This is a genomic window from Streptomyces sp. BR1, from assembly GCF_052373795.1.
In the GTDB taxonomy this organism is placed as follows: domain Bacteria; phylum Actinomycetota; class Actinomycetes; order Streptomycetales; family Streptomycetaceae; genus Streptomyces.
In genome coordinates this window covers 3,679,517-3,698,731 of record NZ_CM126252.1, presented here as the reverse complement: position 1 = coordinate 3,698,731, position 19,215 = coordinate 3,679,517, and the positions used below count along the sequence as shown (strand labels likewise).

Here is a 19,215-nt window from a genome sequence, read left to right as displayed (position 1 = left end):
CCGTTCCCCGCTCACGTACCCGCCCCCTCTCCTCCCAGGATGCGTCCTTGGTACGGGAACGGGTGTTTCGCAGACCTCTCCACCCGCCGGCGCCGCTTTATGCGGGTGAGTGGATCTCCCGGGGCCCGTTAGGATTTCGACCATGGCGGCCACTGGATCCGAGAAGCAGGGGACGAAGGCGTTCTACGTCTCGACCCCCATTTACTACGTCAACGACGCTCCTCACCTGGGCCACGCCTACACGACCGTCGCAGGCGACGTGCTCACGCGCTGGCACCGTCAGCGCGGCGAGAAGGTGTGGTACCTCACCGGCACGGACGAGCACGGTCAGAAGATCATGCGCACGGCCGACGCGAACGGGGTCACCCCGCAGGAGTGGTGCGACAAGCTCGTCGAGGAGGCCTGGAAGCCCCTCTGGGAGCACCTGGAGATCGCGAACGACGACTTCATCCGTACGACGGAGAAGCGGCACACCGACCGTGTGCAGGAGTTCGTCCAGGACCTGTACGACAAGGGCGAGATCTACAAGGGCGGCTACGAGGGCCCGTACTGCGTGGGCTGCGAGGAGTACAAGCTCCCCGGCGATCTCATCGAGGCCGAGGACGGCACCAAGCTGTGCCCCGTCCACAAGAAGCCGGTGGAGATCCTCAAGGAGGAGAACTACTTCTTCAAGCTCTCCGAGTACGGCCCGAAGCTGGTCGAGTTCTACGAGGCCAACCCCGGCTTCATCCAGCCCGAGTCGGCCCGCAACGAGGTCGTGAACTTCGTCAAGCAGGGCCTTCAGGACCTGTCGATCTCGCGCTCGACCTTCGACTGGGGCGTCCCGGTCCCGTGGGACGACAAGCACGTCATCTACGTGTGGATCGACGCCCTCCTGAACTACGCCACGGCCGTCGGCTACGGCTCGGACCAGGCGAAGTTCGACGAGACCTTCCCGGCCGACGTCCACCTCATCGGTAAGGACATCCTCCGCTTCCACGCGGTGATCTGGCCCGCGATGCTGATGGCGAACGGCCTGCCGGTGCCCGGCAAGGTCGCGGCCAACGGCTGGCTGATGGTCGGCGGCGAGAAGATGTCGAAGTCGAACCTGACGGGCATCAAGCCGCAGGACCTCACCTCGCACTTCGGCGTCGACGCCTACCGCTGGTACTTCCTGCGCGCCATCGCCTTCGGCCAGGACGGCTCGTTCTCCTGGGAGGACTTCACCGCCCGGTACACCTCCGAGCTCGCCAACGACTACGGCAACCTCGCCTCGCGCGTGGCGGCCATGGTCGGCAAGTACTTCGGCGGCACCCTGCCCGAGGCCACGGCCGCGGGCGAGGCCGAGCAGGCGATCGCCGACGGCATGGCGAAGGCCGTGGCCGAGGCGGACCGCAAGATCGGCGACGAGCTGGACTTCCAGGGCGGCATCCTCGCCGTCTTCGACTTCGTGAAGCAGGTCAACGGCTACATCACGGAGCAGGAGCCGTGGAAGGTGGCCAAGGACGAGTCGGCGGAGGGCAAGGCGCGCCTCGCGACCATCCTCTACACGGCCGCCGAGGCGCTGCGCGCGGTCGCGGTCCTGCTGAACCCGGTGATGCCCGACACCTCGCAGAAGCTGTGGGACTCGCTGGGCGCCGAGGTCGCGGACCTGGGCCCGCTGGCGGACCAGCGGGTGCAGGACGCGGGCCGCTGGGGTCAGCTGCCGGTCGGCGCGACGGTGACGAAGGGCGCGGTGCTGTTCCCGCGTCTGGAGGAGAAGCCCGCGTAACCCGTAGGCGATGAGTGTGTGAAGAAAGGCCCGGAAGCGGAATTCCGGGCCTTTCGCATGTACGAAACGGTTGCGGCTTCACCCGGCCGCGCGCACGCTGCACATGAGTCGGTACGTGCTTGAGGGGGTGCACGCCGTGACACGGAGTACGGACCAGCACCAGGCGGAGGAGGACGCCCGGCGGCGCGAGGAGCTGCTGGCGAAGGTCCGCGAGGCGAACCGCCAGTCCGCCAACCGCCCGTGCGGCCCGCCGTCCCCGGACTTACCGTCCCAGGACGACGACTAGCGCGGCGGCGTGGGGCCTGGTTCTTTGTCTGCGGGCCGGTGCGCAGTTCCCCGCGCCCCTGGGTACTTAGGGGCGCGGGGAACTGCGCGCTCAGCCCACGACGGCCCGCGGACGAAGACCGGGCCTACTTCTCCCGCGCGACCGGCTTGCGCAGCTGGATGTTCAGCTCGCGCAGACGGGTCTCGTCCAGCTCGGTGGGCGCGCCCATCATCAGGTCCTGCGCGTTGCCGTTGAGCGGGAACGCGATGGTCTCGCGGATGTTGGGCTCGTCGGCGAGCAGCATCACGATGCGGTCCACGCCCGGGGCGATGCCGCCGTGCGGCGGGGCGCCGTACTGGAAGGCGCGGAGCATGCCTGCGAACTCCTTCTCCACGGTCTCGCGGCTGTAGCCCGCGATCTCGAAGGCCTTGAACATGATGTCGGGCTCGTGGTTACGGATGGCGCCGGAGGACAGCTCGATGCCGTTGCAGACGATGTCGTACTGCCAGCCGAGGATGTCCAGCGGGTCCTGGTTCTCCAGCGCCTCAAGGCCGCCCTGCGGCATCGAGAACGGGTTGTGCGAGAAGTCGATCTTGCCGGTGTCCTCGTCCTTCTCGTACATCGGGAAGTCGACGATCCAGCAGAAGCGGAAGACGCCCTCCTCGAAGTGGCCGGCGCGCTTGGCGGCCTCGACGCGGACCGCGCCCATGATCTTGGAGACCTCGTCGTACTCGCCCGCGCCGAAGAACACGGCGTGCCCGGCCTTCAGGCCCAGGCGCTCGGTGAGGACCTTGACGTTCTCCTCGGTGAGGAACTTGGCGATCGGGCCCGCGAAGGTGCCGTCCTCGCCGACGCGGATCCAGGCCAGGCCCTTGGCGCCGTGCTCCACCGCGTACTCGCCCAGGCCGTCGAAGAACTTGCGGGACTGGCCCGCGACGTCCGGCACCGGCAGCGCGCGCACGTGCTTGCCCGCGAACGCCTTGAACTCCGAGCCCTCGAACACATCGGTGATGTCGACGAGTTCGAGCTGGGCGCGCAGGTCCGGCTTGTCGTTGCCGTACTTCAGCATCGACTCGCGGAACGGGATGCGCGGGAACGGCGAGGTGACGTGGCGGCCGCCGCCGAACTCCTCGAAGAGCTCGGTCATCAGCTTCTCGACGGGCTGGAAGATGTCCTCCTGCTCGACGAAGCTCATCTCGATGTCGAGCTGGTAGAACTCGCCCGGCGAGCGGTCCGCGCGGGCGTCCTCGTCGCGGAAGCAGGGCGCGATCTGGAAGTAGCGGTCGAAGCCGGAGATCATCAGCAGCTGCTTGAACTGCTGGGGGGCCTGCGGCAGCGCGTAGAACTTGCCGGGGTTCAGACGCGAGGGGACGACGAAGTCGCGGGCGCCCTCGGGGGAGGTCGCGGCGAGGATCGGGGTCGCCATCTCGTTGAAGCCGAGCGCGGTCATCTTGTGGCGCATCGCCGAGATGACGGCGGAGCGCAGCATGATGTTGCGGTGCATGCGCTCGCGGCGCAGGTCGAGGAAGCGGTACTCCAGACGCCGCTCCTCGTTGACACCGTCGTCCGCGTTGATCGTGAACGGCAGCGGGGCGGCCGCGCCCAGCACCTCGACCTCGCCGACCTCGATCTCGATCTCGCCGGTCGGCAGCTCCGCGTTCACGTTCTCCGCGCCGCGCGAGACGACCTTGCCGTCGATGCGGACGACCGTCTCCTTGGAGAGCTTGTCCAGGACCTCGGCGGCGGGCGTGCCCGGGCGGGCGACCAACTGCGTGATGCCGTGGTGGTCGCGCAGATCGATGAAGAGGATGCCGCCCAGGTCTCGGCGATTGTGCAGCCAGCCGCTCAGCCGTACGTCGGCTCCGACGGCGGAGGCGCGGAGCTCGCCGCAGGTGTGGGACCTGTACCGATGCATTTTCTTCATCCAGTTCTTCGCGTGACAGGCGGGAAACAGTCCCTCCAGGTTACCGGCCGGGCCGTACAGCTCTCGCCGGTATAAATCCGGCTGCATAGAGTGGGGATCATGCGCACCGAGGACGTCCTGGCTGCGATCGCCACCGGGCTGTGGCGCTGGGACAACGCGTCCGGAACGGTCACGGTCGACGCCGAGGCCGCCCGCCTGCTCGGTCTGCCCGCCGAGAGGGCCGTGCTCACCGAGGCCGCCGTGCGCGCCCGCTTCCACCCGGTCGACTGGAACGAGGTCGACGGGATCGTGCACCTCGCGGTCGCCGAGGGCACCCTCGCCGAGGCCCGGATGCGGATCATGGACGAGAACGGCCGGGTGCTGCGGACCGTACGCAGCCGGTCGAAACCGCTGCTCAGGGACACTGTCGACGGCCGCAACCACGTACTCGTCGGCACCCTCCAGGAGGTCGCAGAGCCGCAGCCCGGCACCACCGCCGCGCACCCCTCCATCACCGGCGACTGGCGCCGCTCCCGGGAGGCGTTCCTCCTTGACGCGGGCCGGGCGCTGGCCGAGGCGCGGTCCACCGCCGAGGTGCTGCGGGTCGCCGCCTCGCTCTCCATGCCGGGCTTCTCTCCGGACGGGCTCGCCGTCTTCGGCGTCGCGGGCGACCGCCTGTCGATCATCGGCCACCACGGGCACAACCCGGGCGACGACGGCCCCTTCGCCGACCTCCAGCTGGACACGGACTACCCGGCGACCGACGTCGTACGCACCGGGCGGGCCATCTATCTCCCGACCCCCGAGGAGTACCGCCGCCGCTACCCGGCCACCTGGCCGCTCGCCCAGCGCTTCGACCGGCAGTCCTGGGCGTTCCTGCCGCTGATCGTGGCCGGGAAGACCATGGGCACCTGGATGGCCGCGTTCAAGCACCCGGTGGCGTTCACGCCCGACGAGCGCTCGGTCCTCACCACGGTGGCCCGGATGCTCGCCCAGGCGCTGGCCCGGGCGGGCGAGGCGGAGTCCGAGCGGGAGCTCTCCCTCGGCCTCCAGCGCTCGATGATGCCGACGCTGGGCCCCGAGATCCCGGGCATGACGGTCGCGGCGCGTTATGTGCCGACCGGCGGCGGGCTCCAGGTGGGCGGCGACTGGTACGACATGATCCCGCTGCCCAACGGCAGATTCGCGCTGGTCATCGGCGATGTGCAGGGCCATGACGTACGGGCGGCGGGCCTGATGGGCCAGCTGCGGATCGCGCTGCGGGCGTACGCGAGCGAGGGCCACCGCCCCGACGCGGTCCTCTCGCGCGCCTCCCGCTTCCTGTCCGGGATCACCGAGTCGTACGGGGAGTCCTACGGGCAGGCGGACGACCACCCGCGCTTCGCGACCTGCCTCTACATCGAGGTCGACCCGCTGACGGGCACCCTCGACATCGCCCGGGCCGGCCACCCGGACCCGGTGATCCGTACGGCCGAGGGCACGGCCCTCATACGCCAGACGGCCGGTGGCCTGCCGCTCGGCATCGAGGCGGACTCGGACTACCCGACCACCCGGCTCGTCCTGGAGCCCGGCGAGACGATGATGCTCTGCACCGACGGGCTGATCGAGACCGGCGGCCACGACATGGCCTCGGGCTGGACCCGGCTGCGCCCGGTCCTGGAGGAGGACACCGGCGACAGCCTGGAGAAGCTGGCGGACGCCCTGGTCCAGGCGGTGCACGGCCCTTCCTCGCACCACACCGTGGGCCCGCTGGCCGACCGCCGCGAGGACGACATCGCGGTGCTGCTGCTGTGCCGCAACAGCGATCTGTGCGGCTGCGGCACGGCCCCCGGCACCGGCGTGACCCCCGCCCGCCGCACCGCGCTGACCGTCGCCCAGGCCGAGCCGCACCGCATCGCGGGCGCCCGCCGCGAACTGCGCGAGCTGCTGCACGACTGGGCCGACGAGGATCAGATCGACTCGGCGGTCCTGATGGTCTCCGAGATGGTCACCAACGTCCTGGTCCACACCGACGGCGACGCGCTCCTGGTCGCCGAGGCCACCGGCGCCCCGGGCACCCGCCGGCTGCGCGTGGAGGTGGCCGACGCCAGCGACGACCTCCCCCACAAGCGCCGCCCCGGCGAGATGGCGTCCAGCGGACGCGGCCTGGTGCTGATGGAGATGCTGGCGGAGCGGTGGGGGGTGGACCCGAGGGGCGAGGGGAAGTCGATCTGGTTCGAGATCTACGAGGGGGAGGCGTCCGGGGAGCCGGGCGCTTCCGGGGGTTCGGCGGGCCCGGTCGGCCCGGGTGACCCGGTCGGCTCCTCCTCCGAGGCGTAACGCTTCCGCAGCTCGCTCAGCACCCCGAACCCAGCGGCCGCGACCGGCACGGCGAGCAGCATCCCGAGCAGCCCGGCGACGCTCGCCCCGGCCGTGATCGCGATCATCACCATCGCCGGATGCATCTGCACGGTCCGGCTCTGGATCACCGGTTGCAGGATGTGCCCCTCCAGCTGCTGTACGGCGAGGACGACCCCCACCGTCCACAGCGCGGTCCCGACCCCCCGGTCGGCGAGCGCGACCAGCACCGCGACGGCGCCGGAGACGAAGGCGCCGAGATACGGGATGTACGCGCCGACGAACACCAGCGCGCCCAGACCCACCGCGCCGGGCACCCGCAGGATGAGCAGCCCGACCGTGATGCACACCGCGTCGATGAGCGCGATGAGCGTCGTCCCCCGCATGAACCCCTCCACGGCCTCGAACGCCCGCCGCGCCATGGCCTCGACGAGGTGGCCGGTGCCGCGCGGGGCGAGCGAGTGGGCGAGGTGGACGGCCCGGTCGGAGTCCTTGAGGAAGAAGAAGGTCAGCAGCAGCGACAGCACGCCCGTCGCGACCAGCTTGCCGATGACGCTGAGCCCGGCGAGCAGCCCGGACGCGGCCGAGGCGCCGAACTTGGAGACGAGCTTCTTGGCGTTGTCGGCGAGGCTGGACACCCCGTCACCGCTCGCCACCCCGAAGTGGTCGGCCAGCCACTGCCCGGCCTGCCGCAGCGACTCGATGATCTGGTCGCCGGAGTCGAGGAGCGCGGTGACGACGATGTACCCGGTGCCGCCGACGACCGCGATGAGCGCGACGCAGGTGAGCCCGGCCGCGAGCGAGCGCCGCAGCCGGAATCTCAGCAGCCACCGGAACACCGGCCCGAGCAGCGCGGTGCCGAGCAGCGCGAGCAGCACGGGGGTGACGGCGGTCTTGAAGACCACGCAGAGCCAGACGCCGACGGCGGCGACGCCCGTGACGAGCAGGATGACGACACACCAGGCGGCGGTCCGCCGCGCGGCGTCGGGCAGCAGTGGCTTACGCGTCGTCTCCACGGCCTCAGCGCACCACGCCGGGTGCCGCGCCGCCCGCCGTGGGCGTCCGCCCGGGTGGGTCAGTCGACCGAGGCCGAACGGGGCTCGACGCTCTCGTCAGCGAGCCGTGCTCCACCCGAAGCCACTATGAGGGAGCGCCTGCGGCGCAGCCGGAAGGCGAGTGGCGTTCGACGTGCTGCTCCTCGTGGAGGTCGACACGGGCGACCCACCGCGCCGCCGGTCATGATGATCGGCCCCTCGGCGCCGAACGGGCCGCCGGTACCGATCGATATCGCGGCCGACAAGGGCTTCAGCACCGCGACCCGGGGCTGCACACGGCTGCCGCCGACGAGGATCGACTCGATGGCCTCGGGCATCCCGTGGCCGCGTATCTTCTCCGAGCCGAAGCGGGCCATCACCCCGATGACCAGGCCGCCGACGACCGGCATGACCAGGAGCAGCCAGGGGTGCGCGGTGCCGTGCGGCGCGGTCGTCCCGAAGGCGAACCGGCCGTAGAAGCAGAGGTTGGTGAAGAGCGCGATCAGCTTGAGGAGCGCGACGGCGACCAGCGCGGACGCGGCGCCGACGGGGATCGCCAGCGCGGTGATGGCGACGACGCGTGGCGGGACATGGAAGTCCCCGAGATGCGCGACACGCGAGGGCGGCATGGGAAGTCTCCGTAACTGAGCGGGAGTTGGCAGTGTTAGCCGCCATGGCGTCGCCGGGCGGGGGTCGCCGCCGGGCGACGCTGCCCGTCAGTCGAAGCGCGGCCGGACGGGGGATGCGTATCGTGCGACCGAGGCCCCGAATCTACCATTGCAGTGTGCAATAGTCACAGGAAAGGCATGACTGTCTCATGGCGCAAGACAAGGCCGCCCCGGCTCCCGACCACGACGGGCTCGACGACGGGCTCGGTCGCGAGGCCGAGGACGTCACCGTCGCCGTGATGGCAGCGTCCCGGCTCCTGGTCGCCGTCTCGGCCCGCGCGCTCGCGTCGTTCGACGACTCCATGACGCTGCCGCAGCTGCGCGCGCTCGTGGTCCTGGACAGCTGCGAACCGCTCAAACTGGCCGCCATGGCCGGTACGTTGGGGGTCAATCCGTCCACCGCCATGCGCATGGTCGACCGCCTGGAGACGGGCGGCCTGGTGGACCGCAGGACCAACCCCGCCAACCGCCGCGAGGTCGTCCTGCGCCTCACCGAGGCCGGGCACGCACTGGTCGACCGCGTGATGGCGCACCGCCGGGCCGAGATCAGCGAGCTGGTCGCGAAGCTGCCGCCGGAGTCTCGGGCAGCGCTGGTCCCCGCGTTGCGCGCGCTGACGCAGGCGGCGGGGGAGCTGGCGGTGGACCCGTTCGACGAGGTGCGGCGGATAGGGGGCCTGGTGGAGGACCCGCTGCAGCCGGGCGCGTAAGCGATTGAGGGCTCTATTGCCCTCTGCAATACTTGAAACAAGCAAGCGTACGGTCCGGGAACGGAAGGCTTCACACGGTGGCTCACACGGTGAAGGTGAAGGAAGACCAGGCGGCCCGAGTGATGACCGACCTCAGCGCGGAGCTCGCGGCCGCGTCCCTGCACGCGACCGGTGCGCTCTGGCGGCTCACCGAGCCCGGGCGCGGCCTGGACGCCAACCTGCTGCGGCTGCCGCCCGGCCACACCATCGACGAGCACACGGACGCCCGGCTGGACGTCCTGCTGATCGTCCTGGAGGGCGGCGGGCACCTCCGTACGGACGCGGGCACCCAGGAGCTGCGCCCGCTGGCGGCGGTCTGGCTCCCCCGGGGTTCCCGCCGCGCCCTGTCGGCGGGGCTCGACGGCATGAGCTACCTCTCGGCCCACCCGCGCCGGCCGGGCCTGACGATCGCCCCTGCGCTTACGGAGGGCGGCGATCCGGCGTGCCTGCTGGCCCAGGTGTGCCCCGCGTGCGACCGGGTCGCGGGGGAACGGGGGGCGCGGTTCTGCTGGAACTGCGGGTCGTCGCTGACGGATTGAGGAACCCCACCCCGCCCCTTCCCGAAAGCCCTTGGCGGGCGGCCGGGTTCGTCGCCTGCGAGCCGATGGGGGTTGCTCGCACAGTTCCCCGCGCCCCTTGATGGGCCCTTCGGGCCCTCCTTCAGGGGCGCGGGGAACTGCGCGACCAGCCCAGCACGGTCCGCAGACGAAGAACGGGGCCAGGGGCGCAGCCCCGCTGCCCACCCACCCCAGCGGGGTGCAGGGGTCGCAGGCTCCGCCAGGGGTTCAGGGGGCGGAGCCCCCGAGGGGGTGCAGGGGCGCAGCCCCGCAAAGGGGTCCGGGGGCGTAGCCCCCGGGAAAGCGCCTCCGCCCCCACCCACCCCCGGAGGGTTTAGGGAAGGGGCGGGGAGGGGCCTACATGCCGTGGACCGCCGGGATCGTGCCCAAGCGCCCCTTCTGGAAGTCGTCGAACGCCTGCTGGAGCTCCTCGCGAGTGTTCATCACGAACGGCCCGTAATGCGCCATCGGCTCACGGATCGGGCGACCGCCGAGCAGCACGATCTCCAGGTCCGGCGTATGCCCGTCCTGCTTCTCGTCCGCCCGCACCGTCAGCGACCCACCGTCGCCGAACACGGCCGTCTGCCCCATGTGCACCGGCCGACGCCCAGCGCCCACCGAGCCCCGACCGGCCAGCACATACGCAAGCCCGTTGAAGTCCGACCGCCAGGGAAGAGTCACCTCCGCGCCCGGCCGGATCGTCGCGTGGATCATCGTGATCGGGGTGTGCGTGATACCCGGGCCCTCGTGCCCGTCCAGCTCACCCGCGATCACACGGAGCAGCGCACCCCCGTCCGGCGACGTGAGCAGCTGCACCTGGCCGCCCCGGATGTCCTGGTACCGCGGGTCCATCATCTTGTCGGCGGCGGGGAGGTTCACCCACAGCTGGAGGCCGTGGAAGAGCCCACCCGAGGTCACCAGGGACTCCGGCGGCGCCTCGATGTGCAGCAGGCCGGAACCCGCCGTCATCCACTGCGTATCGCCGTTCATGATCGTGCCGCCGCCACCGTTGCTGTCCTGGTGGACGAAGGTCCCGTCGATCAGGTACGTCACGGTCTCGAAGCCGCGGTGCGGGTGCCACGGGGTGCCCTTGGGCTCGCCCGGCGCGTACTCCACCTCGCCCATCTGGTCCATCATGATGAACGGGTCGAGGTACTGGTAGTTGATCCCGGCGAACGCGCGCCGCACCGGGAATCCCTCCCCCTCGAAGCCGCCCGGCGCCGTGGTCACGGCGAGCACGGGACGCGGCACCGCACCCTGGGGCGCGACCACGCGCGGCAGGGTCAACGGGTTCTCGACGGTCACAGCAGGCATGGGACGGCCCTCCTCGCGGGATGCTCAGCATCCAAAGTAGTTGAATGGTGAACAGTCGGCAAGGTGCGACGATTCCCGAGAGGACTACAGGGGGCTTCCGGGGGCACCCACCCCCGTAAAAGTCGGCTGAAAAAACCTCAGCCGTACACAGGACTCAGCCGTACATCCGCCGCATCGCGAAGTCCACCATCTGCTCGACCGCCTTCGCGTCGAAGACCATCCGGTGGTCGCCCTCCATGTCGAGGACGAAGCCGTACCCCGTGGGGAGCAGGTCGATGACCTCGGCCCCGGTGATCACGAAGTACTTGGACTCCTTGCCCGCGTACCGCCGCAGTTCCTTCAGCGACGTGAACATGGGGATGACCGGCTGCTGCGTGTTGTGCAGCGCCAGGAATCCGGGGTTGTCGCCGCGCGGGCAGTAGACCTTCGAGCCCGCGAAGATCTGCTGGAAGTCCTCGGCCGACAGCGAGCCCGTGGTGAACGCCCGCACCGCGTCCGCGAGCGACGGCGGCGACGGCTCGGGGTACAGCGGCTGCTCCCCGTAGGAAGGCTGCTGCGGCTGGGCGTACTGCGCTTGAGCACCCTGGTTCTGGTCGTAGCCGTACATGGGCGCAAGAGTAGTGCGCCACATATGTGCCCAGAGGGGTTGCGTCTTATTACCGACGGGTAGCATCATCGTAGCTACTTGCTGGTAGAGATGTAACCGATCCTGCTTACGGAGCCGTCGCCATGGGGCACTACAAGTCGAATCTCCGAGACATCGAGTTCAACCTCTTCGAGGTCCTCGGCCGCGACAAGCTGTACGGCACCGGCCCGTTCGCCGAGATGGACGTCGACACCGCCAAGTCCATCCTGGACGAGATCGCGCGCCTGGCCGAGAACGAGCTGGCCGACTCCTTCGCCGACGCGGACCGCAACCCGCCGGTGTTCGACCCGGAGACCAACACCGCGCCGGTCCCGGAGTCCTTCAAGAGCTCCTTCAAGGCGTTCATGGACTCCGAGTACTGGCGCCTGGGCCTCCCGGAGGAGATCGGCGGCACCGTCTCGCCGCGCTCCCTGATCTGGGCGTACGCGGAGCTGCTGCTCGGCGCCAACCCGGCGATCTGGATGTACTCGTCGGGCCCGGCCTTCGCCGGCATCCTGCACGACGAGGGCAACGAGGCGCAGAAGAAGATCGCGCAGATCGCCGTCGAGAAGCAGTGGGGCTCGACGATGGTCCTGACCGAGCCCGACGCGGGCTCGGACGTCGGCGCCGGCCGCACCAAGGCCATCCAGCAGGAGGACGGCTCCTGGCACATCGAGGGCGTGAAGCGCTTCATCACGTCCGGCGAGCACGACATGTCGGAGAACATCCTCCACTACGTGCTGGCGCGCCCCGAGGGCCACGGCCCCGGCACCAAGGGCCTCTCCCTCTTCCTGGTCCCGAAGTTCCACTTCGACTGGGAGACCGGCGAGCTGGGCGAGCGCAACGGCGTGTACGCGACGAACGTCGAGCACAAGATGGGCCTCAAGGCCTCCAACACGTGCGAGATGACGTTCGGCGACCAGCACCCCGCCAAGGGCTGGCTGATCGGCGACAAGCACGACGGCATCCGCCAGATGTTCATGATCATCGAGTTCGCCCGCATGATGGTCGGCACGAAGGCCATCGCGACGCTGTCGACGGGTTACCTCAACGCCCTTGAGTACGCCAAGGAGCGCGTCCAGGGCAGCGACCTCTCGCAGTTCATGGACAAGACCGCGCCGAAGGTGACGATCACCCACCACCCGGACGTGCGCCGCTCGCTGATGACGCAGAAGGCGTACGCCGAGGGCATGCGCTCGCTCGTCCTCTACACGGCCGCCGTCCAGGACGCGATCCAGGTCAAGGAGGCCGCGGGCGAGGACGCCAAGGCGCTCGTCGGCCTCAACGACCTGCTCCTGCCGATCGTGAAGGGCTACGGCTCGGAGAAGTCGTACGAGAAGCTCTCCGCCGAGTCGCTGCAGACCTTCGGCGGCTCCGGGTACCTCCAGGAGTACCCGATCGAGCAGTACATCCGCGACGCCAAGATCGACACGCTCTACGAGGGCACCACGGCGATCCAGGGCCAGGACTTCTTCTTCCGGAAGATCGTCCGCGACCAGGGCGCCTCGCTCAACCTCCTCTCCGAGGAGATCAAGAAGTTCCTCGCCGAGCAGTCGGGCCACGAGGAGCTGGGCGGCGCGCTCGACTCGCTGGCCAAGGCCGCGGTGGACCTGGAGGCGATCGTCGGCGCGATGATCACCGACCTCACCGCCACGGGCGAGGACGTCAAGAACATCTACAAGGTGGGCCTCAACACCACCCGCCTGCTGATGGCCTCGGGCGACGTCGTCGTCGGCTACCTGCTGCTCAAGAGCGCGGCGGTCGCGGCCGAGAAGCTTCCGTCGGCCTCCGCGAAGGACGTCCCGTTCTACACGGGCAAGATCGCGGCCGCGAAGTTCTTCGCCGCGAACGTGCTGCCGGGTGTCGGCGCGGCGCGTGCGCTGGCCGAGACGGTCGACCTGTCGCTGATGGAGCTGGACGAGTCGGCGTTCTAGGGTCTGTCCGGTGGGTCTGGCCGCCTTCGGCGCGGGATGACTTTTCGGTGCTGGTGAGCGGGGGTCTGGTGCGTGCAGCTGCAAGGCGGAGGAGGGCGGCGACGCGATGGGGGTGCCCCCTGTTCGAGCGGAGCCGAGAACTTGGGGGAGTCGGCAACCGACGACAACGCGGCAGATGTGCGTGCCAGACCCCCGCGTCCCAGGCAAGATCCACCGGGCAGGCCCTAGGCGCTTCCCCTCGACGCGGATCGCCCGACCGGCCAGGGGGATGGTGAGATCCCCCTGGCCCGTCTCCTCACCACCGCGGCCCGCGGCGGGGCCACCTTCCAGGCCCGGCCGCGGGCCGCGGTCTTGTGCTGTGCTTCGGCGGGCTGCGGTTTTGTCCTACGAACCGCCCGGTTTCCGGCACCCGGTCCGGTCTCCGGAACACATACTTATGCTGGGCTCCATGAGCACACCCTCCCGCTTCGACCGCGGCCACACCGACGACCTGATGTCCTTCCTCGCGGCGAGCCCGTCGCCGTACCACGCGGTGGCGAACGCGGCCACGCGCCTTGAGAAGGCCGGCTTCCAGCAGGTGCGGGAGACGGACGCGTGGGACGCGTCTACGGGTGGCAAGTACGTGGTGCGCGGGGGCGCGATCATCGCCTGGTACGTGCCGGAGGGCGCGGCGGCGCACACCCCGTTCCGTATCGTCGGCGCGCACACCGACTCGCCGAACCTGCGGGTCAAGCCGCTGCCGGACTCGGGCGCGCACGGCTGGCGCCAGATCGCGGTGGAGGTCTACGGCGGGACGCTCCTGAACACCTGGCTCGACCGCGACCTGGGCCTGGCGGGCCGCCTGACCCTGCGCGACGGTACGCACCGCCTGGTGAACGTGGACCGCGCGCTGCTGCGCGTCCCGCAGCTGGCGATCCACCTGGACCGCTCGGCCAACGACGGCCTGAAGCTGGACCGCCAGAAGCACCTCCAGCCGATCTGGGGCCTGGGCGATGTGGAGGAGGGGGACCTCATCCGCTTCCTGGAGCAGGAGGAGGGGCTGGCCGAGGGCGAGGTCACCGGGTGGGACCTGATGGTGCACTCCATCGAGCCGCCGTCGTATCTGGGCCGCGACCAGGAGCTCGTGGCGGGCCCGCGGATGGACAACCTGATCTCGGTGCACGCGGGGACGGCGGCGCTGGCGGCGGCGTCCGCCGGGGAGTTGGAGTACATCCCGGTCCTGGCTGCCTTCGACCACGAGGAGAACGGCTCGCAGGCCGACACCGGTGCGGACGGGCCGCTGCTCGGTACGGTCCTGGAGCGCTCGGTCTTCGCGCGCGGCGGTACGTACGAGGACAAGGCGCGGGCGTTCGCGGGCACGGTCTGCCTGTCCTCGGACACCGGCCACGCGATCCACCCCAACTACGCGGAGCGCCACGACCCGACGCACCACCCGCGCGCCAACGGCGGGCCGATCCTGAAGGTGAACGTCAACCAGCGTTACGCGACGGACGGTTCGGGCCGGGCCGTCTTCGCGGCGGCGTGCGAGCGGGCCGGGGTCCCCTGGCAGCACTTCGTCTCCAACAACGCGATGCCGTGCGGCACGACGATCGGCCCCATCACCGCGGCCCGCCACGGCATCCAGACGGTCGACATCGGCGTCGCGATCCTGTCGATGCACAGCGCGCGGGAACTGTGCGGCGCGGACGACCCGTACCTGCTGGCCAACGCGCTGGTGGCGTTCCTGGAGGGCTGACCCCCCACCCCGCCCCTTCCCGAAAGCCTCCGGCGGATGTCGTTCGTCTGGCCGCCGGTGGGGGCTTGTCGCGCAGTTCCCCGCGCCCCTAGGTACAACCCAGCACGATCCGCAGACGAAGAACCCGGCCGCCCGCCCAGGCCACGCGGCGGAGCCGCAAAATGTCACAGCCGGGAAGGGGCGGGGTGGGGGAATCAGCCGTCCAGGCCCGCCAGGACCAGCGGGAGGCGGGCAACGCCCGTTGGGGTCAGGCGCACCGGGACGCCCCAGTCCTGTTGGTGGACGTGGCACGCCGGGTACTCGTTCGACGGGTCGTCGTCGCACGACGCCGCCATCGCCGAGACGTGCAGGACACCCTCCGGCACCGACGGGTTCAGGGACAGCTCGCGGGAGAGGTCCGAGCCCGCGCCCTCCCCGGACAGCAACAGTTCCGGCGGCGTCGACGACACCAGCAGCCTCGTCGACGGCCCGTACCGCGTGTCCAGCTTCTGGCCCGTCGGGGCCTGGAAGACCACGTCCAACTGGAGCCGCCCGGGCGCGACTTCCGTCGCCGCCCGCTGCGTGCGGTGCGCCACCGCGTCCACCCGTACCGCCGACTCCGGCAGACGAAGACGGGTCAGCCGGTGCCGAGCCGATTCGACCACCACGATGTCGTCCCCGACGAGCACCGCGTCGCTGGGCTCACGCAAGTCCGTGGCCAGCGTGGTCACTTCGCCCGACGCGGGGTCGTAACGGCGCAGCGCGTGGTTGTACGTGTCGGACAGCGCCACCGAGCCGTCCGGAAGCGCCGTGACGCCGAGCGGATGCTGGAGCAGGGCCTGCCCGGACGCACCGTCGCGGTGACCGAAGTCGAACAACCCCGTCCCGACCGCCGTACGCACCACGTACGACGAACCCTCGCGCTCCACGTACCGCAGCGCCGAGTTCTCCGAGTCCGCGACCCACAGGCGGTCCTCCGTCGCCGCCAGCCCCGACGGCTGCGCGAACCACGCCTCGTGGGCCGGTCCGTCGACCAGGCCCTCCTGCGTCGTCCCCGCCGCGACCTCGACCGTGCCCGTCGACGGGTCATACGTCCACAGCTGGTGCACACCGGCCATGGCGATCCACACCTTGCCCTGCCACCAGGCGACGTCCCACGGCGAGGAGAGGTCGACGTCCAGGGCCGGCCCGGACGTGGGCGAGCCCTGCCACCACTGCTTGCCGGTACCCGCGACCCGCTCCACCGCACCGCTCGCCGGGTCGAACACCCGCAGCGCGTGGTTGACCGTGTCCGCGACGATCACCCGCCCTCCCCCAGTGCCGAAAGCCTGGGAGGTGCCCCCAGGCAGCACCGCGAGCCCCTGCGGCTCCTTGAAGTCGCCGTCGCCGACACGCCGTACGACCGTCTCGCCGTCCGGCTCCAGCTCGACCAGCTGGTGCCGGGTCGAGTCCGAGACCAGGAAGTTCCCGCTGCCCGGCAGCACGACCGCCTTGCCCGGGAAGCGCAGATCGGTCGCGACCGGCTCCGGCGGCACATACGGCCCGTCCCCGCGCCGCAGCGTCCCCTTCGCCGCGTGCTCGGCCTCCAGCTCCTCCACCAGCTTCGCGATGGCGTGAGCATGCCCCTCGCCCGCGTGCTGGCCGACGATGTACCCCTCGGGGTCGATCACGACGAGCGTGGGCCAGGCCCGTACCGCGTACTGCTTCCAGGTCGCGAGCTCCGGGTCGTCCAGGACCGGGTGGTGCACCTGGTAGCGCTCGACGGCGTCGACGACGGCCTGGTGGTCGGCCTCGTGCACGAACTTCGGCGAGTGCACGCCGATGATCACCACGGTGTCCCGGTGCTTCTCCTCCAGCTCCCGCAGCTCGTCCAGGACGTGCAGACAGTTGATGCAGCAGAACGTCCAGAAGTCCAGGATGACGATCCTGCCCCGCAGGTCGGCGAGGGTGTACTGCTGATCACCGGTGTTCAGCCAGCCGCCCTTGCCGATGAGCTCGGGGGCCCGAACGCGTGCACGTGTAGCCATACCCCCATCCAACAGCAAAAGCGTGGGTACGCATTCCGCCATGAAATATCTGGTGCGCGACAGGATCTTCGCGATCGGGGACGACTACTGGATCGAGACCGAGGACGGCCGCCAGGCGTTCCTGGTCGACGGCAAGGCTTTGCGGCTGCGGGACACGCTGGAGCTGAAGGATCCGACCGGGCGGGTGCTGATCACCCTGCGGAAGAAGATGTTCAGCATCCGGGACGCGATGACGATCGAGCGCGACGAACGCCCGCTCGCCGCGATCCGCCGCAAGCGCCTCTCCCTGCTGCGCAACCACTACCGCGTCCAGCTGGTCGAGGGCACCGAACTCGACGTCTCGGGCAAGATCCTGGACCGCGAGTTCGCCGTGGAGTACGACGGTGAGCTCCTCGCCCATGTCTCGCGCCGCTGGTTCCGGGTGCGCGAGACGTACGCGGTGAACATCGTCCGCGAGGACGCCGACGCGGCGCTGCTGATCGCGGTGGTGGTGTGCGTGATCAGGATGGACGAGCGGGAGCGGGAGCGCGATCACGAGGAGGAGTGAGCCATTCCCCTCGAAGCCCTCGCCCCGCGCCCCGGAAGAGCCCGTCACCCCAAGCGTCGGTCCTTCAGTGCCGGGAACTGCTCCCTCGTCGTCGCGACCCGCGACATGTCCAGGTCCACCGTCAGGACCTCCTCGCCCTCGCCCGCCTCCGCCAGGACCTCGCCCCAGGGGTCGACGACCACGCTGTGGCCCGCCTGCTCGACGCCCGCGTGGGTGCCGCCGGTGCCGCAGGCCAGGACGTACGCCTGGTTCTCGACCGCGCGGGCGCGCGCGAGCAGCGTCCAGTGGGCCAGGCGCTTGGCGGGCCAGCCCGCCGGGATCACGAAGGTCTGGGCGCCCGCGTCGACCAGGCCGCGGAAGAGTTCCGGGAAGCGCAGGTCGTAGCAGGTGGCGAGGCCCGCCACGGTCTCCGGGAGCGCCACGGTGGCCAGTTCGGTGCCCGCGCTCATCAGCAGCGCCTCGCCCTGGTCGAAGCCGAAGCGGTGGATCTTGCGGTACGTGGCCGCGAGCTCGCCCTCGGGCGTGAACACCAGGGAGGTGTTGTAGAGGCCGCCGTCCGCCGCGCGCTCGGGCACGGACCCGGCGTGCAGCCAGACTCCCGCGTCCCGCGCGGCCTTTGACATGGCCGAAAACGTCGGTCCGTCAGAAACCGATTCCGCCTCGGACTCGAAGCTCTCGTACGCGAACGCGCCGACCGTCCACAGCTCCGGGAGCACCACGAGGTCGCTGCCCCGCTGCTCCCGTACCAGCGAAGCCGCCCGCTGCCTGCGGGAATCGACCGGTTCCTGGGGGTCTACACCGAATTGGATGAGAGAGGCGCGCACACTACCACCGTCCTGGCATTCGAGTCGTCAACACGGGCCTACGATCGTCACACGAAAGCACTGCCGGGGTGCCTTTCGGCAGCGTAACTTAACTGCCACAGCGCCCAGCCCGCGTACGTACAGAACCGCCGAGGGGTCCCGTGACCGTCCATCCCAGCCTCCAGACCTACGCCGACGCCTGGACCCACTCCATCGAGGCGATAACCGAGCTGGTGCTGCCGCTCGTCGAGGGAGAGTGGAACCGCGCCACGCCGTGCCCGTCGTGGTCGGTGCGCGACATCGTGTCGCACATCATCGGGATGGAGTGCGAGCAGCTCGGCGACCCACGGCCGATCCATACGCTGCCGCGCGATCTCTACCACGTACAGAGTGAGTTCGCGCGCTACATGGAGATGCAGGTCGATGTGCGCAGACACCACACCGCGCCGGAGATGACCTCGGAGCTGGAGTACACGGTCATCCGCCGGGCGCGGCAGCTGCGCGAAGAGAAGCGGGCGCCCGACACCATGGTCCGCGCACCGCTCGGCGCCGAGCAGACCCTGGAACTGGCCCTGCGGATGCGGGCGTTCGACGTGTGGGTGCACGAGCAGGACCTGCGCACGGCGCTCGGCAGGCCGGGCAACCTGGACTCGCCGGGCGCGTACGTGGCCCGCGACATCCTGCTGCACACGCTGCCGAAGGTGGTCGCCAAGGACGCGGGCGCCCCGCCGAGCTCGGCGGTCGTCTTCGACGTCCACGGGCCGGTCGAGTTCCTGCGGACGGTACGGGTCGACGCCGAGGGGCACGGCACGATCGACGGCGCGCCTTCGCTCGGGCCGCTGGCGACGCTCTCGATGGACTGGGAGACGTTCATGCGGCTCGCCTGCGGCCGGGTGCGCCCGCACGCGGTCGTGGACCGGGTGAAGACCGAGGGCGACCAGGAGCTGGCGCAGGCGATCCTGCGGCACTTCGCGGTGACGCCGTAGGACCT

Annotated in this window: 16 protein-coding genes; 9 read left to right on the top strand and 7 right to left on the bottom strand. The window is 70.3% G+C overall.

Annotation, left to right across the window (positions count from 1 at the left end; all coding sequences use genetic code 11):
• Positions 1-142: 142 nt before the first annotated feature.
• Together metG and ACT1U9_RS16055 are read left to right on the top strand one after the other, a co-directional pair.
• Positions 143-1,750, top strand: coding sequence for a methionine--tRNA ligase (metG, locus tag ACT1U9_RS16060; protein ID WP_444538954.1), 1,608 nt, complete (start codon positions 143-145; stop codon positions 1,748-1,750).
• Positions 1,751-1,886: 136 nt separating this feature from the next.
• A complete protein-coding gene (locus tag ACT1U9_RS16055; protein ID WP_444538953.1) occupies positions 1,887-2,036 on the top strand; it encodes a hypothetical protein in 150 nt (49 codons plus the stop codon).
• A 124-nt stretch (positions 2,037-2,160) separates the two neighbouring features.
• Here ACT1U9_RS16055 and aspS read toward each other — a convergent pair whose 3' ends face one another.
• Positions 2,161-3,930: an aspartate--tRNA ligase gene (aspS, locus tag ACT1U9_RS16050; RefSeq protein WP_444538952.1), complete on the bottom strand. Its 1,770-nt coding sequence runs from the start codon at positions 3,928-3,930 to the stop codon at positions 2,161-2,163.
• A 108-nt stretch (positions 3,931-4,038) separates the two neighbouring features.
• Between aspS and ACT1U9_RS16045 the strand changes: the two genes are divergently transcribed.
• A complete protein-coding gene (locus ACT1U9_RS16045; protein WP_444538951.1) occupies positions 4,039-6,237 on the top strand; it encodes a SpoIIE family protein phosphatase in 2,199 nt (732 codons plus the stop codon).
• On the opposite strand, the gene ACT1U9_RS16040 is transcribed toward ACT1U9_RS16045, so the two are convergent.
• Together ACT1U9_RS16040 and ACT1U9_RS16035 are read right to left on the bottom strand one after the other, a co-directional pair.
• Positions 6,141-7,271, bottom strand: coding sequence for an AI-2E family transporter (locus tag ACT1U9_RS16040; protein WP_444538950.1), 1,131 nt, complete (start codon positions 7,269-7,271; stop codon positions 6,141-6,143). The two genes, ACT1U9_RS16045 and ACT1U9_RS16040, sit on opposite strands and share 97 nt — an antisense overlap.
• 59 nt (positions 7,272-7,330) lie before the next feature.
• Positions 7,331-7,918, bottom strand: coding sequence for a chloride channel protein (locus ACT1U9_RS16035; RefSeq protein WP_444538949.1), 588 nt, complete (start codon positions 7,916-7,918; stop codon positions 7,331-7,333).
• 188 nt (positions 7,919-8,106) lie between these two features.
• On the opposite strand from ACT1U9_RS16035, the gene ACT1U9_RS16030 reads away from it, so the two are divergent.
• The gene (locus ACT1U9_RS16030) at positions 8,107-8,664 is read left to right on the top strand and encodes a MarR family winged helix-turn-helix transcriptional regulator (protein ID WP_444538948.1); all 558 of its coding nucleotides are present in this window, start codon (positions 8,107-8,109) and stop codon (positions 8,662-8,664) included.
• Between the two features lie 77 nt (positions 8,665-8,741).
• On the top strand, positions 8,742-9,242 hold the full coding sequence (locus ACT1U9_RS16025) for a cupin domain-containing protein (RefSeq protein ID WP_444538947.1): 501 nt from the start codon (positions 8,742-8,744) through the stop codon (positions 9,240-9,242).
• Positions 9,243-9,617: 375 nt separating this feature from the next.
• Here ACT1U9_RS16025 and ACT1U9_RS16020 read toward each other — a convergent pair whose 3' ends face one another.
• Both ACT1U9_RS16020 and ACT1U9_RS16015 read right to left on the bottom strand, forming a co-directional pair.
• On the bottom strand, positions 9,618-10,574 hold the full coding sequence (locus ACT1U9_RS16020) for a pirin family protein (RefSeq protein WP_444538946.1): 957 nt from the start codon (positions 10,572-10,574) through the stop codon (positions 9,618-9,620).
• Between the two features lie 154 nt (positions 10,575-10,728).
• Positions 10,729-11,181, bottom strand: coding sequence for an SseB family protein (locus ACT1U9_RS16015; RefSeq protein WP_067162054.1), 453 nt, complete (start codon positions 11,179-11,181; stop codon positions 10,729-10,731).
• 122 nt (positions 11,182-11,303) lie between these two features.
• On the opposite strand from ACT1U9_RS16015, the gene ACT1U9_RS16010 reads away from it, so the two are divergent.
• Both ACT1U9_RS16010 and ACT1U9_RS16005 read left to right on the top strand, forming a co-directional pair.
• Positions 11,304-13,133: an acyl-CoA dehydrogenase gene (locus ACT1U9_RS16010; protein ID WP_444538945.1), complete on the top strand. Its 1,830-nt coding sequence runs from the start codon at positions 11,304-11,306 to the stop codon at positions 13,131-13,133.
• A gap of 448 nt (positions 13,134-13,581) precedes the next feature.
• A complete protein-coding gene (locus ACT1U9_RS16005; RefSeq protein WP_444538944.1) occupies positions 13,582-14,868 on the top strand; it encodes a M18 family aminopeptidase in 1,287 nt (428 codons plus the stop codon).
• A gap of 194 nt (positions 14,869-15,062) precedes the next feature.
• Here ACT1U9_RS16005 and ACT1U9_RS16000 read toward each other — a convergent pair whose 3' ends face one another.
• Positions 15,063-16,874, bottom strand: a complete 1,812-nt coding sequence (locus ACT1U9_RS16000) for an NHL domain-containing thioredoxin family protein (protein WP_444538943.1) — start codon at positions 16,872-16,874, stop codon at positions 15,063-15,065.
• A gap of 40 nt (positions 16,875-16,914) precedes the next feature.
• On the opposite strand from ACT1U9_RS16000, the gene ACT1U9_RS15995 reads away from it, so the two are divergent.
• Positions 16,915-17,421 carry an LURP-one-related/scramblase family protein gene (locus ACT1U9_RS15995; RefSeq protein WP_444538942.1) on the top strand — a complete coding sequence of 169 codons (507 nt, stop codon included), beginning with the start codon at positions 16,915-16,917 and terminating at the stop codon, positions 17,419-17,421.
• A 44-nt stretch (positions 17,422-17,465) separates the two neighbouring features.
• Here ACT1U9_RS15995 and ACT1U9_RS15990 read toward each other — a convergent pair whose 3' ends face one another.
• Entirely contained in the window at positions 17,466-18,245 is a 780-nt protein-coding gene (locus ACT1U9_RS15990; RefSeq protein ID WP_444538941.1) for a carbon-nitrogen family hydrolase, read from the bottom strand.
• 140 nt (positions 18,246-18,385) lie between these two features.
• Here ACT1U9_RS15990 and ACT1U9_RS15985 point away from each other — a divergent pair, with 140 nt between their 5' ends.
• Positions 18,386-19,210, top strand: a complete 825-nt coding sequence (locus ACT1U9_RS15985) for a maleylpyruvate isomerase family mycothiol-dependent enzyme (RefSeq protein ID WP_444538940.1) — start codon at positions 18,386-18,388, stop codon at positions 19,208-19,210.
• The last annotated feature ends 5 nt before the right edge of the window (positions 19,211-19,215 follow it).

Bases quoted from the DNA above. Each gene is read 5' to 3' on its own strand.
- metG (WP_444538954.1), top strand. From the start codon at position 143: ATGGCGGCCACTGGATCCGAGAAGCAGGGGACGAAGGCGTTCTACGTC.
- aspS (WP_444538952.1), bottom strand. From the start codon at position 3,930: ATGCATCGGTACAGGTCCCACACCTGCGGCGAGCTCCGCGCCTCCGCC.
- ACT1U9_RS16045 (WP_444538951.1), top strand. From the start codon at position 4,039: ATGCGCACCGAGGACGTCCTGGCTGCGATCGCCACCGGGCTGTGGCGC.
- ACT1U9_RS16035 (WP_444538949.1), bottom strand. From the start codon at position 7,918: ATGCCGCCCTCGCGTGTCGCGCATCTCGGGGACTTCCATGTCCCGCCA.
- ACT1U9_RS16030 (WP_444538948.1), top strand. From the start codon at position 8,107: ATGGCGCAAGACAAGGCCGCCCCGGCTCCCGACCACGACGGGCTCGAC.
- ACT1U9_RS16020 (WP_444538946.1), bottom strand. From the start codon at position 10,574: ATGCCTGCTGTGACCGTCGAGAACCCGTTGACCCTGCCGCGCGTGGTC.
- ACT1U9_RS16015 (WP_067162054.1), bottom strand. From the start codon at position 11,181: ATGTACGGCTACGACCAGAACCAGGGTGCTCAAGCGCAGTACGCCCAG.
- ACT1U9_RS16010 (WP_444538945.1), top strand. From the start codon at position 11,304: ATGGGGCACTACAAGTCGAATCTCCGAGACATCGAGTTCAACCTCTTC.
- ACT1U9_RS16005 (WP_444538944.1), top strand. From the start codon at position 13,582: ATGAGCACACCCTCCCGCTTCGACCGCGGCCACACCGACGACCTGATG.
- ACT1U9_RS16000 (WP_444538943.1), bottom strand. From the start codon at position 16,874: ATGGCTACACGTGCACGCGTTCGGGCCCCCGAGCTCATCGGCAAGGGC.
- ACT1U9_RS15995 (WP_444538942.1), top strand. From the start codon at position 16,915: ATGAAATATCTGGTGCGCGACAGGATCTTCGCGATCGGGGACGACTAC.